At 37.6% G+C, this 15,524-nt stretch carries 14 protein-coding genes and 2 riboswitches; of the genes, 7 read left to right on the top strand and 7 right to left on the bottom strand.

Annotated elements, in window-relative coordinates; all coding sequences use genetic code 11:
- Positions 1-199: 199 nt before the first annotated feature.
- Both RGB74_RS16600 and RGB74_RS16595 read right to left on the bottom strand, forming a co-directional pair.
- Positions 200-1,660: a flavin monoamine oxidase family protein gene (locus tag RGB74_RS16600; RefSeq protein ID WP_310760398.1), complete on the bottom strand. Its 1,461-nt coding sequence runs from the start codon at positions 1,658-1,660 to the stop codon at positions 200-202.
- A gap of 144 nt (positions 1,661-1,804) precedes the next feature.
- A complete protein-coding gene (locus tag RGB74_RS16595; protein WP_310760397.1) occupies positions 1,805-2,167 on the bottom strand; it encodes a winged helix-turn-helix transcriptional regulator in 363 nt (120 codons plus the stop codon).
- Between the two features lie 161 nt (positions 2,168-2,328).
- On the opposite strand from RGB74_RS16595, the gene RGB74_RS16590 reads away from it, so the two are divergent.
- Positions 2,329-3,534: an MFS transporter gene (locus tag RGB74_RS16590; RefSeq protein WP_310760396.1), complete on the top strand. Its 1,206-nt coding sequence runs from the start codon at positions 2,329-2,331 to the stop codon at positions 3,532-3,534.
- A 209-nt stretch (positions 3,535-3,743) separates the two neighbouring features.
- On the opposite strand, the gene RGB74_RS16585 is transcribed toward RGB74_RS16590, so the two are convergent.
- On the bottom strand, positions 3,744-4,445 hold the full coding sequence (locus RGB74_RS16585) for a DUF4386 domain-containing protein (RefSeq protein ID WP_310760395.1): 702 nt from the start codon (positions 4,443-4,445) through the stop codon (positions 3,744-3,746).
- 474 nt (positions 4,446-4,919) lie between these two features.
- Entirely contained in the window at positions 4,920-6,158 is a 1,239-nt protein-coding gene (locus tag RGB74_RS16580; protein WP_310760394.1) for an MFS transporter, read from the bottom strand.
- 113 nt (positions 6,159-6,271) lie between these two features.
- Here RGB74_RS16580 and RGB74_RS16575 point away from each other — a divergent pair, with 113 nt between their 5' ends.
- Positions 6,272-7,177, top strand: coding sequence for a LysR family transcriptional regulator (locus RGB74_RS16575; RefSeq protein ID WP_310760393.1), 906 nt, complete (start codon positions 6,272-6,274; stop codon positions 7,175-7,177).
- A gap of 38 nt (positions 7,178-7,215) precedes the next feature.
- Here the strand turns inward: RGB74_RS16575 and RGB74_RS16570 are convergent, their stop codons facing one another.
- Positions 7,216-8,034, bottom strand: coding sequence for a class I SAM-dependent methyltransferase (locus RGB74_RS16570; protein WP_310760392.1), 819 nt, complete (start codon positions 8,032-8,034; stop codon positions 7,216-7,218).
- 231 nt (positions 8,035-8,265) lie between these two features.
- A riboswitch (guanidine-I (ykkC/yxkD leader) is annotated at positions 8,266-8,368 on the top strand.
- Between the two features lie 121 nt (positions 8,369-8,489).
- On the opposite strand from RGB74_RS16570, the gene sugE reads away from it, so the two are divergent.
- Positions 8,490-8,813: a quaternary ammonium compound efflux SMR transporter SugE gene (gene sugE, locus RGB74_RS16565; RefSeq protein WP_310760391.1), complete on the top strand. Its 324-nt coding sequence runs from the start codon at positions 8,490-8,492 to the stop codon at positions 8,811-8,813.
- 233 nt (positions 8,814-9,046) lie between these two features.
- On the opposite strand, the gene RGB74_RS16560 is transcribed toward sugE, so the two are convergent.
- A complete protein-coding gene (locus RGB74_RS16560) occupies positions 9,047-9,832 on the bottom strand; it encodes a polymer-forming cytoskeletal protein (protein ID WP_310760390.1) in 786 nt (261 codons plus the stop codon).
- A 21-nt stretch (positions 9,833-9,853) separates the two neighbouring features.
- A complete protein-coding gene (locus tag RGB74_RS16555) occupies positions 9,854-10,474 on the bottom strand; it encodes a YhbD family protein (RefSeq protein WP_310760389.1) in 621 nt (206 codons plus the stop codon).
- Between the two features lie 256 nt (positions 10,475-10,730).
- On the opposite strand from RGB74_RS16555, the gene RGB74_RS16550 reads away from it, so the two are divergent.
- The 4 genes from RGB74_RS16550 to ribE (RGB74_RS16535) all read left to right on the top strand — a co-directional run bounded on the left by RGB74_RS16550 (position 10,731) and on the right by ribE (RGB74_RS16535) (position 14,879).
- The gene (locus RGB74_RS16550; RefSeq protein WP_310760388.1) at positions 10,731-12,095 is read left to right on the top strand and encodes a TrkH family potassium uptake protein; all 1,365 of its coding nucleotides are present in this window, start codon (positions 10,731-10,733) and stop codon (positions 12,093-12,095) included.
- 121 nt (positions 12,096-12,216) lie between these two features.
- A riboswitch (FMN riboswitch) is annotated at positions 12,217-12,362 on the top strand.
- 173 nt (positions 12,363-12,535) lie between these two features.
- On the top strand, positions 12,536-13,186 hold the full coding sequence (gene ribE, locus RGB74_RS16545) for a riboflavin synthase (protein WP_310760387.1): 651 nt from the start codon (positions 12,536-12,538) through the stop codon (positions 13,184-13,186).
- 11 nt (positions 13,187-13,197) lie between these two features.
- Positions 13,198-14,391, top strand: coding sequence for a bifunctional 3,4-dihydroxy-2-butanone-4-phosphate synthase/GTP cyclohydrolase II (locus tag RGB74_RS16540; protein WP_310760386.1), 1,194 nt, complete (start codon positions 13,198-13,200; stop codon positions 14,389-14,391).
- Positions 14,392-14,408: 17 nt separating this feature from the next.
- Positions 14,409-14,879 (top strand): 6,7-dimethyl-8-ribityllumazine synthase, encoded by a 471-nt coding sequence (ribE, locus tag RGB74_RS16535; RefSeq protein ID WP_310255464.1) that lies wholly within the window; start codon positions 14,409-14,411, stop codon positions 14,877-14,879.
- Positions 14,880-15,524: the final 645 nt, after the last annotated feature.

Raw genomic sequence — 15,524 nt, 5'->3', positions numbered from 1 at the left:
TTTACCGTGGGAAAAATGACCGTTACCGTGGAATTAATTAAAAATCAAAGCTTAATTTGTGGAGTAAGAACTGTTTTTAAGGTTTGTGACCAAGATTAGTGGAATTCAGTATCAATTTTTCAAGTTGAGGTTCAAAATGAATCAAAATTAACAAAAAAAGGCTCAAAAGTGGTCCATTCACTTTTGAGTCATTTCTTTTTTAAGTATCATTCACTTCCATAGCTGCTCGAATCCCGGATTCGATCGCACCTTCTACCCATCCATGTTTCAGTGTAGTATGTTCCCCGGCAAAGTGCAGCCTGCCCTCGGGAGCTTTGATGGCCTCATAGATTTCTTCTTCTTGATACGGTTTGAACATCGTAAATGCCCTTCCAGTATGCGGATCAAGTGACCAGCTGTGAGCGTGGCCAGTAACGAAATATTCGTATACTTGCGGTCCGTGAAAAAGAGATAAATAATGCAGCGCTTCTTTTACCCTCATTCCATTTGAAAAACTTCTCCATGGTACTGTGTCATCTTCCCATGTATAACTGCCAATTACTACACCTGATGAGGTTTTAGCTCGTTTTTGATTAGGGTAATGGGTAAATCGAGAAGGAAGGTCGGTTACTGACTTTCCGCCAGACAATCCATTTTTCTCCCAAAAACGGTGTTTAAATTCGATCCCAATTTTAGTGGAAGGTACATAATGCAGTTCGCGGATTGCTTTTCTTTTGTAATACGAAAGGGAGTTAAACGGCTCTATCTGGACAAAGTTCAACACGGAAAAAGGAATGGTAATTATCACTTTGTCTGCTTCAAACATATAGGGGTGAGAAGTGAGGGTACTTTCCGTATATAAAGTCGCTTTCTTTTGATTCTGGACAATACGGGTTAATTTTTGCCTGAAAAAAATATGGTTTTTCAATTGGGGAAGAAATGCTTTAGGAAGCTGATCATTCCCTCCTATAATTTCTACGTATTTTAATTTTGGGTTAATGAAAATGATGAGGATGTCGCGAAATACGCCCAGAAATGAAAGCTCAGGTAAACCTTCTAACGATAGCAGTACTTTAATCATATCAATTGCACCTGACGATAGAGAGCGGCCAAAAGGATTGTTTCTTAAAAAGTTGTCCAATGAATACCCTTGAAAATTTTTGATGATAATCGGCCAATTTTTGTCTGAATCTTGTTCGAGAAAATCAATCAAAGGCTGCAGTGCATATTTCATGAGCTGTTCTGCTGTTTTTCCCTTTTCACTATTAGTAACAGGGTATCCAAGCAAATCAGGATTTTTTTCATACGTTTCATTTTCTGTCATAACACCATTTGCATAAATTAAGTCATGCGGCTGAGAATTAAAGAATTCCTGAATTGGCAGATTAAATTTCTTGATGTAGGCCATAACAAGCTTATGTGATACAGGAAACCGCATAGCGCCTGCTTCTAGATGATTACCGTGAGTGAAGGGGTTTCTGATCGTATAGACTCTGCCTCCTACTCGCTGGGAAGCTTCTAATAGCTGGACTTCGTGTCCGGCAGTATGTAAAAGGGAAGCAGCAACTAAGCCCGCCATCCCAGCACCGGCCACGATGATTTTTTTTGGAGTACCGGTTTGTTTCAAGCCATTCTGGATGATTGAAAGCATCTCATCCTCAGTTAAACGGCAGTAGTCCATCGCGATTCCCCCTTATGGATGACTTTCATTTTTATAATGTATTTCGTCAAAAGAGGGATTATTAATTTGTAGATAAAACTAATAAATCAAGAAAAAAGACAGCATTTTGCTGCCTGACTTAAACAAACGTTTAAATTCGATTAGTTAAACTTGCTCCAATTCTTCGGTTTTGATCAGCACATCTTCTTTATTAGGATATGTTTTTTCTATATGAAGCTCGCCCCAAGCACAAAGTAAATCTAAAATCTGCTTTAGAGACCACCCATAATCGGTTAATGAATACTCTACCCGTGGTGGAACTTGATTATAAACTTCGCGTAAAATCACACCGTCATCCTCTAGTTCACGAAGCTGCTGAGTCAGCATTTTTTGTGTAATTCCTGGCATTAGCCGCTTTAATTCTCCGGTTCTTCTTTTTGCCTTTATAAGATGGCATAAAATGACGACTTTCCATTTTCCGCCGATTACTTCAAGTGCCGCTTCTACAGGAATATTATATTTTTTCATATGAAAACAGCCTCCAAATTCAATTATTACTTTTTAGTACCTACATTACTTTAAAGTGCGTACTTACTTTTTGTTTGTGTATATTTCATAATAGCATCAAGTTGTTTAAATGACTAGTGCGCACAAGTCATTTTCATAAAGGTGAAAATGGAGGGAAATAAATGAATACAGCAACAGCAAAAATGGAAGCCGCTAAAACAAAAGGTGGTTTCCCCGCATTATTAGCATTAGCGATATCTGCTTTTGGAATAGGTACAACTGAGTTTGTTCCTGTTGGATTATTGTCATCATTAGCGGATGATTTAAATATATCTATCACATTGGCTGGGTTATTGATTTCCGGATATGCAATGGGGGTAGCATTAGGAGCACCTATAATTACGGCGTTAACAAATAACATGAACAGAAAAACGGTGTTATTGTCATTGATGGTTGTTTTTATTGTCGGAAATAGTGTAGCCGCTTTATCATCAAGTTTTGGATTATTGTTAGTAGCACGTTTTATAACAGCTTTTTCACATGGTGTATTTTTCTCTATCGGAGCACCAATTGCGGCAGATTTAGTTCCTGAGCATAAAAGGGCAAGTGCTATTGCATTTATGTTTACAGGTTTAACTGTTGCAACAGTTACTGGTGTTCCATTAGGTACATTTATCGGCCAAACATTTGGATGGAGAGCTACATTTTGGGCAGTAGCCTTGTTAGGTGTTGTTGCTATCATTGCGAGTGCAATTCTAGTGCCTAAAAATTTGAAAGAGGCACCACCTTCAAGTTTTAGTGATCAATTGAAAGTAATTAAAAACGGACGATTGCTGCTTGCGTTTGCCATTACAGCTCTTGGATACGGCGGAACATTCGTAGCATTTACGTATTTGGCACCTATTTTAGAAGATGTGACAGGATATGCTCCGAAAGCTGTAAGTTTTATTTTATTAGGTTACGGAATTGCAGTTGCGATCGGAAACACGGTTGGCGGTAAAGCAGCGGATAAAAATCCGTTAAAAGCATTGTTATGGATGTTTATCGTGCAAGCCGCCATCCTTTTTGTGTTAAGTTTTACAGCACCATTTAAGATCGCAGGGACTGTGACGATTTTCTTGTTAGGTTTATTGGCCTTTATGAATGTACCAGGTCTGCAAGTATATGTTGTGAAGTTAGCCGAAAGATATGTACCATCAGCAGTAAATGTGGCGTCCGCGCTTAATATTGCGGCATTTAATGTAGGAATCGCCATTGGTGCTTTCGTAGGCGGACTGATTGTAGATTCTATCGGAATCATTCATACACCATGGATTGGCGGAGTTATGGTACTTGGTGCAGTTGCTCTTACCGGATGGAGTTCAGCATTAGAACGAAAAGTGAGATAAGAGAAATAGGCAGCCCTGATTTGATTTTAAGGGGTTCCGTTTTGAAGTACAAAATTCGAATGAGTGGCTAAAATCACATTAAAATTAGCATCAAAATTAACAAACGAATTAATACAATAATTGGTATATAAAAATGCTCAGAGCATAAACTCTGAGCATTTTTATATATATTTGGCATTTTGAACAAAAGCACCAGAGATAGCTTACGTTTATTTTCTTGATTCAGATAAAAATCCTAGTGCCGACGCATTAAATCCTTTTACAATAAGCCATACTGCTAAAACCATTTCATTAGCAAATATCGGCAAACTTAAAATAGCTCCCCAAATAGAAATTTGAGTAATAACACCAAACATTTCCAATAATGCTGCAATAAAAATAAGTGTTGAACCTGTCATACCCAAAATAGGTATAAACCGAGGTACTAGCCTTGATTTATAAAATATATAACTATACATCATTGTATTGATTCCAAGCATAAAATTGGGACCGAGTAAAAATGTCCAATCGTGTATTGCTTTTAATACTGTACCTGAAGCTTCAAAAGAGGCGATATTCGAAGTTGCAATTGTTGCAAATTCCTGACTTAAAGTTAGAAGAGACAATACGCTTATAATTCCAACAGTAATAATAATTGCTTCAAGAAACCTGAAACAAATATGCCAAAGAGCTATGGTTTCGTTGTATTTTCTTAAAATAGGAAACATCGTTGTTGAAGTGCCGACTGCTGAAACGACAAGAATTAATTCCATAAGTGCTCCCAGGATCACCTGATTAGCGTGTTCAGAACCATTAATCAGGTAATCCGAACCCTTTAGAATTGGGTTGTATAAAATGAGACCTATTATCGCTGTAACTGCTGCAAGTATAAAAAGAATCCCTATGATTAGTTCGCTTTTTTTGGTAGTCATTTGTTCATCTCCCATTTTTTTATCGATAGCGGAAAGAGTTTGCTTAGACATCTACAAAATTTCTATAACCAAAAATAAGATATTTAGTGTTCTAAGTGAACTCATTCAAATATTCATTTTTTCATTTTCATAATTTTATGCTGAACCTCCAGATTTATTACCTATTTTTACCATTTATCCCATACTAATTTAAATGTGAATTAAAGAACCTTTCTCTAAATTAATAAAATACTCACAAAATCAATTTTAAGACTATTAAAATCAGTAAAGAAATCTGATACTTTTTTAGCATTGGAATTAGGAGAGTGACACAAACTCCTGTCCAGCCTTCTAAAAGCAATGTGAATTACCGTGCGACTTCACCCCTAATTTTCTAAAAAATCCCGTCTTTTTATAAGTTTTGACTCGAAAACAGAACCCGTTAGATTTGATTGGGGTTGCCTTTTCTTTTCGAAATTTAAACAGTTGTTTAAATTATGCGGAGCTAGACTGTGCTGTCTTTAATTGAATGGACTTACGAATTTGAAGCAAACCTATGGAGCCAATTAAAAGAATTACACAAGAGAAAAACACCATGACAGATGGAATAGAGAAAAATGAATATGTAAAGCTTGCTATAAATGTTCCTAAATAAAGTCCGAGACTAGCGAGCAGTGCACGAAAACTATAAATTTTTCCGATATGCTCTGCCGGGAAATCCGTTTGTATTATTGTCAATAACAGAATGTCACCAAGCGGGCTTCCGAACGCTGCAATACTTGCTCCGATAACCGCAGCCCAGAGTGAGTCAGCTGAAGCTATGACTAAAAAACCAATCCCCAAAATGAGGTGCCCAGCATACATAAACCCAATATTACGTTTAACAGAACCAACAAATAAAAGACTCAAGATATTTCCGACTCCATATGCACCGCCAATTAATCCAAATGCGCCGACATTTTCTTTTAAAATCTGCTCTGTAAATAATGGAACCCCAACCATGTATACAGCACCCCAGCATAAATTGACGAGGCATAGGCTGATTAACGCCCACAGCAGGATTTTATGATTTTTTAATAACTGGCTTGCTATTTTAACATCTATTAATGGAGTGGATGCAGCAGTTTTTTTGTTGTGAGCTTTTTTTTCTTTTACCTCGAATGCATGTCTTATGAAGAGAAGAGCAATGGCTGAAAGAACAAAGGTAGCGGCGTCCAGACTAAAAAATTGCGGTAAAGGAAGAACGAACAAAATAACACCGGTTAAACCGGGACCAAATATTCTAGCAAGTCGATGTGTTGTATCCATCAATGCATTGGTTTGCTGCAGTGTCATCGAGTCTTTGCATAGAGCGGGAAGACTGGCTTGCAAGGAAGGATTGAAAAAGGTTCCTAAGCCTGAAACGACAACACTGATCGTTACAAGATGCCAAAGTTCAATCTCAGAATACCAATGTATGATTGGCAGAAAACCGACAAAAAGAGCTCGGAGCAGATCGGTTGTAATCATAGTTTTGTGCCTGTTCCATCGGTCTGCGTAGATTCCTCCAAGAATACCGAAAAATATGGCTGAAAAAGTTCCTGCTCCAATTACATAAGCGGCTGATGCCCCTAACTCTTTGACTGCAATCCATGTAATAGCTATGACATATAAATGATCCCCAATCGCTGATAATAATTGGCTGAACCACAAAATACCTAAATGAGGAATTCTTAAAACTTTTATAAAAGACACTACATACACCCTTTCTATTGTTGTTGATAAAAAAAGTGTAAAATATGGATGAGTATTAAACAATACAATAACGCCAATGTCTATTATTGAAATTTTTAATGGGAGGATTATGAGTGGATACGAATCAATTAATCGCATTCGAACAAGTCGCTCGTCATGGAAGCTTTAGTAAAGCCGCGAGAATAATGGATATCTCTCAACCGACAATCAGCATAAGAATTCAAAATTTAGAGAAGTCGGTTGGAGGAGAATTGTTTCATAGAGGAGGAAGCAAACTGGAGTTGTCAGAGTTAGGCAGAACATTTTTACCTTTTGCTCAACAAGCGCTCGAGACTCTCAATAAAGGAGTTGAATTAGCACAAATGGCAAAGGAGGGAAGGAGTGGAAGAATTGCTATTGGAACACTTCCAACGCTTGCAGCTCACTATTTTTCTTCAACACTTGCAAAATTGCATAGAACACATCCGAATTTAGGAATCGTCGTGCATACAGGGCACAATCAGGAGTTAACGGAAATGCTGCATAACGGTTTGATAAAGTTATGTATTATGACTTATCCGTTTTTTAATACGGAACTAAAAAGTTTGCTGCATATAAAAGAGCCGCTCATGTTCGTAACCTATTCCAATCATCCACTAGCCATGAAAAAGGAAATGGATTTAGACGAGATAAAAGAGATGGCTGATCCTTTCTTATTAGTAGACTGGAGTATGGAGGCGAAACGGCTTCAAATGGAGTTAATCTTACAAAAAGGGGCGGAATTCGAGGTACCGCCGCAAACCGCATACGACATGCTAAAAAACGGAATAGGTGTGGCGTTATTGACTGAGACGATGGTTTCACAAGACATTGCTGAAGGTACACTTGTGAAACTAAAAGTTAATGGATTTCCTCAGGTGTATAGGGAGAGTGCTTTAGTACATTTTAAACGTGAAACAGAAATTTCCCCGTCATTACAAACATTTATTGATGCGTTTAAGGAAGAAGTAAAGAATGATAAATGCTGTGTGGTGAATTAAATAAAGAGATGAGAAGCGGGTCTCATCTCTTACTCTCCTTATTTTTTTCTTCCGATATAGAGTAAATGAGAGGAAACACCTAAAAGGTAGGGGTCTCTTGCTCTCTGGATAAGGAAATCAATCAGCTTAGAGTATTCTTCTTCGCCCTTTTCTTTCCAATAATCTAGTTGTTCTTGATTTAGAAGTGTTCCTATATTTGTTGAACCAATTAAATCTAATGTTTCAAAACCTTTTGATTCCATGAATGGATTAATTTCGTCAATGTTGAAGAAGTATGCACCTGTGAATCGGCCTTCATCACTATGAGTGAATCTTCCTGTGCAATAAAAATCATTGATCGAATCCATATTATCATTAGGTCTCCAATGTTTTGGATGAATTAAAGACAGCATACTATGATTAGAACGGGAACGAAAAGCAACAAAAACAAGCCCATCTTTTTTAGTAACTCGGTGTAATTCGTTTACAGCATTTATTCTTTCGTCTTCATTTTGCAAATGATAGAGAGGTCCAAGCATAAGAGAAGCATCAAATATTTCATCATTAAATCGAGATAAATTTTGAGCGTTTTCCACATAAAATCCTTCGAATGAATCAATCACTCCATGCTCCATTGCTTTTTCTTCAGCAATGGAAACGAGTTTAGGAGTTAAGTCTGTTAATGTTATTTGGTAACCTTTTTGTGCGAGTGCAATAGAGTACTTTCCTGGTCCAGCCCCATTATCAAGAATGTGTCCTATTTTTGGAAGATAATGATTGATGTAGTGAAAGTTAATGATGTATTCCAGTGGCTCTCTGTCTAGGCGGGTCCATTCTCTTTCACCAAAACCAGTATAGTAGTCGATAATAGAATTCATTCTTATCCCTCCGATTTTCCTATATTATACAGGACTATCTATGATAAGAAACATATTTTCCATTCAGCTATAGCTGGACAGTGTGTTTCGATAAGCCTTTATTCTCAAAAAATTTAGTGAGGGATATCTACATTTGTTGTACTCAACTGATTCTGCATAAACCATTATTTACCATGATTTAGAGAATAAATGATTAACTTGACACGAAACCATATTTGGTAAAATAATATAGTGAAAGCTTTCTAGGGTTCCGTAGCGATTTTGCTAGTCTGGTCCGAGAGAAAGCGCACGGATGGATACATCGTGTACACGGAGGGACAAAAGCCTGGGAGGATATAGATAATATATCTTTCTGGGCTTTTTTTATTTGGCTGTTTTCTAAAAGAGAAACAATTCCTATTACATGGCTACAAAACTTACGAAAACAGTCTTTTACATTGAAGGGAGATAAGAGTATGGCTTGGGTTTATTTGTTTATTGCGGGTGTTTTTGAAATTGTGTGGGCGATTGGATTGAAGTATACCAATGGATTTACTAAAATAGGACCTTCCGCTGTTACGGTTATCGGTATGATTATCAGTTTTTATTTCCTGTCGTTAGCCACCAAAGTGCTTCCGATTGGTACTGCTTATACGGTATGGACAGGAATTGGAGCGGCGGGCGCAGTTATATTGGGAATTATTCTATTTGGGGAGCCCAAAAGTATTCTTAGGTTTATATTCTTAGCATTTGTTTTAACTGGAATTATTGGCTTGAAGATTACAGCCGGGGGACAGTGACTGTGAAGGGCAGTTAATTAGCTAAACCTGGATAAAATATCTGATAACGTGGAATTAATCAAAATAACGTGGAAATATTGGAAATATCGTGGAATTAATCAAAATAACGTGGATATATTGATAATTACCGTGGGATAAATCAAATTTCTGCATGTCGAAATCAAAAAAATAGAACTGGAATTACAAAAACAGCCTCAGAAGGAATAAATCTCACTTCTGAGGCTGTTTCTTGGTTATATTTTTTGCTGTTTGCCAACTTTTGCGTTTTCATCAATCTCAAGTGATTCTTTATACTCAATGTTTTCAATTTTGCAGCCGGGACCAATTTCAACTGTATTTCCTCTGACTACTTTTGCTTGAGTATACTCTAAGTAGACATGGTCACCTTCAATAACATCAGCAGAAAGGGAATCATCGTTTTGGCTTACGAAGTATTTGATTAATTTTTTCAGTCCAGTGGAATCGTTCGTTTTTCGAACAACAATATGTTCTCCGCCGATCTCTTTTGCTTCACAATGACGCAGCAGTTCAATATCGATATGCCCTGCATTCAAAAGACCGCTAATAGAAAAGTTTCCACGAGAATTGAAGGATTCAGCTTCACAATCTCCTTTTATTTTCACTTGTCCTCTTATTTCAATTTCATCCCCTGCAACGTTTCCATCAACCGAAGAAGTACCTCTAACGTAAATTTCTTTTGCTTTCAATTCACCTTTTATAGATGCAGAGCCTTGTATTTTGATTTCCTTACAATTGACGTTTCCATCAATATCAGAGCTTCCATTTATAGAAACTTCATGTGCGTCCATATTCCCTTCGATATTGGCTGAGCCATTTACCTTAACTGATTCAGCTTTCACATTTCCTTTGACGTTAGAGCTGCCATTGCAAGAAAAAATGTCGCATTCGATATCTCCGGTAATTTTACCTGAACCGTTCACATTTACATGGTTGTATACACCGCCTGATGCTGATCCTGAACCAGAGATCTTAAGGTTTTGCTGTACTGTTTTTTCCATTGTAAATTCCTCCTCATACGTTTAAGAAAGTTTTAATTTTAGCTCTTCCATACATGTATTCAGTTTATATTGAGCGATAATTTTTGCTTGAGACTCAATGAAAAGACTAGATGGTTCAGATGTCAGTATAAATAAGGAAACACCCATTTTTCGGATGAAGATTAATTCATTATCACTTTTATTCAGTTTTGATAGATGTTCTTGAAGAAATTTCAATAAATCGAATCCTTCTGAACGATTCATTTCACCCGTTTGGAGCAAACGATCGAGTAGGTAAAGAGTTAATAAGTTTTCAAAAGAGTAGGTCGTCTGAGTGCCATGATGATTAGCGTACATTTCAACGGTAGTATATGAAACAATGTTACGTTTCGTTAATTCGTCAGCTGTTAATGAAGTGACCGTCGGAGAAGGGGAAAACATATCAGCTAGTTCATCCAGTGAACGGTCATCTTTTAATGATTTGATTTTTTCGATGCGCTGCAAAATATCTTTTTTCGGAAAAAAAGTTTCTTGTCCTGTAAAAGTTGATTTACGAATAAACCAGTTTTCGGGAATGAGGTTTTTTCTTTTCCATCGATATAATTGCCCATAAGAGATATTGGCTGTTTCAAGCAGATCTTTTTTCGAGATAAGATTTTCCATTTTAAACCTCCTTGAGAATAATGTAACATAACACTGTTACGTTATACAATAGAAAAATTTCCATTTTGTGAATAAGGATTTATGTATTGAGGTTAGGAATACAAAATAATTAAAAACAGAATTTCTGATAGAACCTATTCTCTGAAAAAAATGGAATAGACGGGTTTAACAAATGTTCATTTTCACTTGTTAAATGGAAATCCTATTGTTAAGCTTTCATAAGGTTATAGAAAAATTCCTTTGACGGGTGAAATATATGTTTAAAAATACAACAAACCAGCCAAAAAAGAACCACCTTACGTCTGTACAGCTAATCGTCATATTTTATTTATTGTCTGTCATCGTAGCAACCGTACTTTTAAGTCTGCCTGTCGGACATAATGAAGGCGTTAAACTCCCATTTATTGATGCGTTATTTACTGCTGTAAGTGCTGTTAGTGTTACGGGATTGACTTCAGTCAGTATCTCAGAAACGTTCAACCGTACAGGTGTTATCATACTGGCCCTCGTTGTTCAAATCGGCGGAATTGGTGTCATGACATTAGGGACGGCTATCTGGCTATTGATTGGTAAGCGGATCGGAATGAGAGAACGTCAATTGATCATGACTGATCAAAACCAATCAACTCTATCTGGGCTAGTAAACCTAATGAAACAGATACTTGTGCTTATCATAGGTATTGAAATTGTGGGGACTGTGCTGTTATTTATTTTGTTCCAGCCGTATTATGATTCGCATCTTGAGGTTCTCTACCACGCATTTTTTGCCTCTGTTACAGCAACTACAAATGCGGGATTTGATATTACAGGAAGTTCGCTAATTCCTTTTAAAGACGATTATCTCGTGCAGATCGTAATCATGTGTTTAATTACTTCTGGAGCCATTGGCTTTCCGGTTTTAGTTGAAGTGAACAATTTTATTAAAGAACGAAAGTACTTGGAACGTTATACGTTTACTCTTTTTACAAAAGTAACGACATCAACCTTTCTTTTGCTCGTTATTGTTGGTGCAATAGGAATTTTCTTATTAGAAATAAATCTCTTTTTTAAAGGGAAATCGTGGCATGAGAGCATTTTTTATTCGCTGTTTCAATCTGTAACGACGAGAAGCGGCGGGCTAGCCACAATGCATATTAGTGAGTTCTCTCAGCCAACGATTCTATTTTTGAGCGTTATGATGTTTATTGGTGCTTCACCGAGCAGTGTCGGCGGGGGGATTCGGACAACGACATTTGCCGTAGCCCTATTGTCCATTTTGTTTTATGCAAAGGGAAGGAATACAATCAAAATCTTCAATCGTGAAATCTTTCCTGAGGATATCCAAAAATCATTTATCGTCATTATTGTGTCTGTGGTGCTTTGCACTACGTCGACAGTTATACTTTCCATCACCGATCCAATGCCAATAGAAAAACTCTTTTTTGAGGTTTGTTCTGCATTTGGTACAACGGGCCTTACGACTGGAATTACGGGTACACTGAGTTCCACAGGGAAAGTTATCTTGATGATCTTAATGTTTATAGGGCGAATTGGTGTTCTATCATTCCTATTTATTATTCGGGGTAATGTAGTTAATGAACATATTCATTATCCAAAAGAGAAACTGATAATTGGTCAATAATTCATGCTATCGACATTTTTTGGTGAGGGTTTTTCTGCGTTTAAAAGGATGATTAGTTGCATTAATGAAATAAATCAGATACATTAAAGGCAAATCAAATATTTTATGTCGTTACTTTAACGACATCCTTCGGGGTCGGGTGAAATTCCCAACCGGCGGTGATGAGACAGTTGTCTCTTAGTCCGTGACCCGGTTTTGCTTTGCGAAAACGGTGGATTCGGTGAAATTCCGAAGCCGACAGTATAGTCTGGATGGGAGAAGGATTACGGAAACTTTTAAACACTTGTTTAATAAAGTGATTTTTAAAGGTTTGTTTATGTATGAATTTATTAACAACCCCTGGGAACCAATCGTTCTTAGGGGTTTTTTTATGTAGTAAATTACCTCCCGAAAATTGGACAATATGTAAATAGGAAAAAACAAAAGGGAGGTGCGGATATTTGTTTACAGGAATTATTGAGGAACTGGGAACAATTAAGTCGATCAATAAAGGAAACGAAACGATTGTTTTAACAATTTCAGCTTCAAAAGTTCTGCAGGATGTAAATCTGGGTGACAGTATAGCGGTAAACGGTGTTTGTTTAACAGTTACTTCGTTCAATTCAAATCAATTTACCGTGGATGTGATGCCTGAAACGTATCGCTCATCAACTTTGAAACAATTAAACAATCGTTCAACGGTGAATCTGGAACGTGCGATGGCAGCAGGCGGCCGCTTTGGCGGGCATTTCGTTTCTGGACATGTGGACGGAACAGGTGAAATTATTGAAAAGCGTCCTGAGAAAAATGCGATTTATTATGTTGTGAAGTTACCTTCGCATTTAATACGTTATTTTATGTTAAAAGGTTCGGTTTGCATGGATGGAACGAGCTTGACCGTGTTTGATGTTACGCAAGATACGATTACGGTTTCGCTAATTCCGCTTACTGCGGATCATACGATTCTTGGCAAAAAAAGTCCTGGAGATCTTGTAAACATTGAATGTGACATGCTTGCTAAGTATGTGTACAGAATGTTGAATCCGGAGAAAGAAAATACTAAACAAAAGTCGAAGCTGTCTCTTGCATTTTTACAAGAGAACGGATTTTAGGAGGAGAGTAAATGTTTCACTCCATAGAAGAAGCGGTTGCAGATTTAAAAGCTGGAAAGATCATAATCGTTGTGGATGATGAAGATCGTGAAAATGAAGGCGACTTTATAGCATTAGCAGAAGGAATTACCCCGGAATCAATCAATTTCATGGTTACCCACGGACGGGGGCTTGTATGTACGCCAATATCAGAAGAAATCGCATCACGATTAGATTTGACGCCGATGGTCGCTGCGAATACTGATTCACATGGGACTGCATTTACAATCAGTGTAGACCATATCTCGACTACTACAGGAATTTCCGCTCAAGAAAGAGCGACAACGGTTCGTGAACTTGTTAACAGTGAATCTGTATCAGCGGATTTCAAGCGTCCCGGTCATGTTTTTCCGCTTATCGGTAAAAAGGGCGGTGTCTTGCGCAGAGCTGGTCATACAGAAGCAGCTATTGATCTGGCAAATATGGCTGGAAGCAAATCTGCGGGTGTCATCTGTGAGATTATGAAAGAAGATGGCACAATGGCTCGTGTACCAGAATTGATCGAGCTTGCGAAAAAGCATGAAATGAAGCTTATTACGATAAAAGATTTAATTACTTATCGAAACAAAACTGAGCAGATGGTAAAGAGAGAAGTTGAAATCACACTTCCTACAGAATTCGGTGAATTTAAAGCGATCGGGTTTTCAAATGCGGTTGATGATAAAGAGCATGTTGCCCTTGTAAAAGGTGATATTGCAGGAGACGAGCCCGTACTGGTGAGGGTTCACTCGGAGTGCTTAACAGGGGATGTGTTTAGTTCACATCGCTGTGATTGCGGCCCTCAGCTTCATGCAGCACTTCGCCAAATTGAGCAGGCAGGTTCGGGCGTTTTGCTGTATATGAGACAAGAAGGAAGAGGTATTGGTCTTATTAATAAAATGAGAGCTTATAAGCTGCAGGAGCAAGGTTTGGATACAGTTGAAGCGAACGAACAGCTAGGATTTGCTCCAGACTTAAGAGATTATGGAATTGGTGCTCAAATTTTAAAAGAGCTCGGCATCAATAAAATGAAACTCTTAACGAATAATCCAAGGAAAATTGCGGGCTTAAAAGGCTATGACTTAGAGGTTACAGACAGGGTGCCTCTTCAAATGCCTCATAACGAAAATAACGAGAATTATTTAAAAACGAAAAAAAGTAAATTGGGGCACATGCTTCACTTTTAAAACAGGAGGAACCATCTATGGCTAAATTGTTTGAAGGACATTTAATTGGTACAGGATTAAAAGTAGGAATCGTAGCAGGAAGATTTAATGATTTTATTTCAGATAAACTTGTTTCAGGTGCTGAAGATGCATTTAAAAGACACGGTATTTCAGAGGACGATGTAGATATCGCATGGGTGCCTGGTGCATTTGAAATTCCTTTGATCGCAAAGAAAATGGCTGACAGCGGGAATTACGATGCTGTTATCACACTAGGCGCAGTTATTCGCGGTTCGACTCCTCACTTTGATTATGTTTGTAACGAAGCAGCAAAAGGGGTTGCTCAGGCAGCAATGACAAGCGGTGTGCCGGTAATTTTCGGCGTTTTAACTGTTGATTCTATTGAACAGGCGATAGAGCGAGCTGGAACAAAGGCTGGCAACAAAGGCTGGGAAGCTGCCGTATCTGCAATAGAGATGGCGAACTTATCACGTCAATTCAATAAGTAAAATATCCTTCTGTGTGAACCCTGTCATGGTGATGACGGGGTTTTTGTTTGTGAATTTTTTAGATGAATAGCGATGAGTTGTTGTCGCATTATGACGATTGATGTCGACTCCTGAGATTATGAAGCAAATTCGCGGGATTATGGAAATTTTCGTGAGATTATCAACCAAACTGGTTAGTTAAGTGTGTTGGGCAGCATTGAAATCGGCTCATTCAGTCCAATTCATTAAAAATATTCCGCTTTTAATTCAAATTGTCTGATTTAAACCACAAAATGATACGTTTGACGATAAAAATTCATCTCTCTCGAATCCCCACCGCACGCCAACGGAAAGCCAGTGATCAGAAGTGGAAATTAACCACTCAATAGCAACAACATTCACAAAACAGCCTAAATAAAAAATGGACACACCCTTACACTAAATTGTTCATATATTGAAGTACAAATTAAATTAAATTGCATATTAAAATGGAATTGACATAGTTATTAGAAAAGTGTTAAGATTTACAAAGTTACAAAACTACAAGATTATGGAAAGGATGGTTGTGTCATGGTAAGCACATCAGTCAAAACTCATATTAAACGCTTTATTGTAATGGTAGTTCACAATACAACTGAATATCATGGCCTGCCGAAAAAGAAGTAT

The organism is Bacillus sp. NEB1478 (assembly GCF_031582965.1).
In the GTDB taxonomy this organism is placed as follows: Bacteria; Bacillota; Bacilli; order Bacillales; family Fictibacillaceae; genus Fictibacillus.
The sequence above is the reverse complement of the archived record's forward strand: the minus strand, read 5'-3'. Positions and strand labels throughout refer to the sequence as shown.